We start from the raw sequence: 1,566 nt of genomic DNA, 5'->3' as shown, positions 1-1,566 counted from the left end.
CCGCCACACTGCGCATGTCTGGATCATAGTGAACACTAAATAGGCGCCCTATATCCGCCTGCCCCCCGTCCTTAAATCCGCCCGCCCCTGCCTTAATGCCTCATCGTAACGGTCACGTTAACCATATTTCAAGAGATTTTAATTGGCTATTAACATAAAACGCAGGCGGCTACCAGCGGGTCTCCCTGCTCACGCAGCGGCGGGCACCGCCGTTCCGCTAGGCCAAGACCCGCGATCGCATCACAGCCCACGTCGGGATTCCCGGGCGAACTCTTGAGAAGGCGCGCAGCGGGTTGATATCGTTGAAGAAGTGCGGGGCAGTCAGAGTTTCCATGCCCTTGAGCGGTGGATCAGGCTCGAGCGTGTGGCCTGCATCTGGCCACTCACGGCCGCCGAGGCAGCCGCTACGCGCCGATCGCGACTTGGAGTCCTCGTATATCGGCCCCAAGCGGGCCAGGCGGTTTGACATTAGGTGCGGTGGCAAGAAGGAACCGACGTGCGTGAGCGCCTGATTCTCTCTCCCAGGCCCGGCCGCCGTCGCGCTTCCCCCTGGGCCCCGCGAGCGCAGGCGAGACGCGGGGCGGGCGCGCATTGTCTGGTTCTCGTGCGCCCAGCATGCTAAGGCCGCGCTCGCCCTCCTGGCCAAGCCTTGTTTCATGGAAGGTTCGCCGATGAACGTTTCCGCCCCCGTGTCCGTCCGTTCGAATTCGTTCTTTTCCGCACCCCTCGCCGACGCCGATCCGGAGATCGCGCGCGCAATCGAGCTCGAGCTTGGCCGTCAGCGTGATTCGATCGAACTCATCGCGTCCGAGAACATCGTCTCGCGGGCGGTGCTCGAGGCGCAGGGCTCGGTGATGACCAACAAATACGCGGAAGGCTATCCCGGGCGGCGCTACTACGGCGGCTGCCAGTTCGTCGACATCGCCGAGACTCTGGCGATCGAGCGCGCCTGCCGGCTGTTCGACTGCAAGTTCGCGAATGTTCAGCCCAATTCCGGCAGCCAGGCCAACCAGGGCGTGTTCATGGCCCTGATGCAGCCCGGCGATACGTTCATGGGCCTCGATCTCGCCGCCGGCGGGCATCTCACCCATGGGTCGCCGGTCAACATGTCCGGCCGCTGGTTCAAGGTGGTCCCCTACGGCGTCGATCGAACCACGCACCGGATCAACATGGATGAGGTCGAGGCGCTGGCGCGCGAGCACAAACCGAAGCTCATCATGGCCGGCGGCTCGGCTTATGCGCGGCATTGGGACTTCGCCCGCTTCCGCGCCATATGCGACGCGGTCGGCGCCTTTTTCGTCGTCGACATCGCCCATTTCGCCGGGCTGGTCGCGGGAGGCGCCCATCCGTCGCCGTTCCCCCACGCCCATGTCGTCACCACCACGACCCACAAGACGCTGCGCGGCCCGCGCGGCGGCATGATCCTCACCAACGACGCGGAACTCGCCAAGAAGATCAATTCGGCCATCTTTCCGGGCCTTCAGGGCGGCCCGCTCATGCATGTCATCGCCGCCAAGGCGGTCAGTTTCCACGAGGCCCTGACGCCCGAATTCAAGCTTTACGCCC

1 protein-coding gene is annotated in these 1,566 nt (G+C 64.3%); it reads left to right on the top strand.

The annotated features are described in order from the left end of the window. Positions 1-671: 671 nt before the first annotated feature. A partial coding sequence (gene glyA, locus WAN02_RS23340; RefSeq protein WP_422266834.1) for a serine hydroxymethyltransferase occupies positions 672-1,566 on the top strand: 895 nt, incomplete at its 3' end.

It is taken from the genome of Mycobacterium sp. (genome assembly GCF_049281135.1).
Lineage (GTDB): Bacteria > Actinomycetota > Actinomycetes > Mycobacteriales > Mycobacteriaceae > Mycobacterium.
The sequence above is the reverse complement of the archived record's forward strand: the minus strand, read 5'-3'. Positions and strand labels throughout refer to the sequence as shown.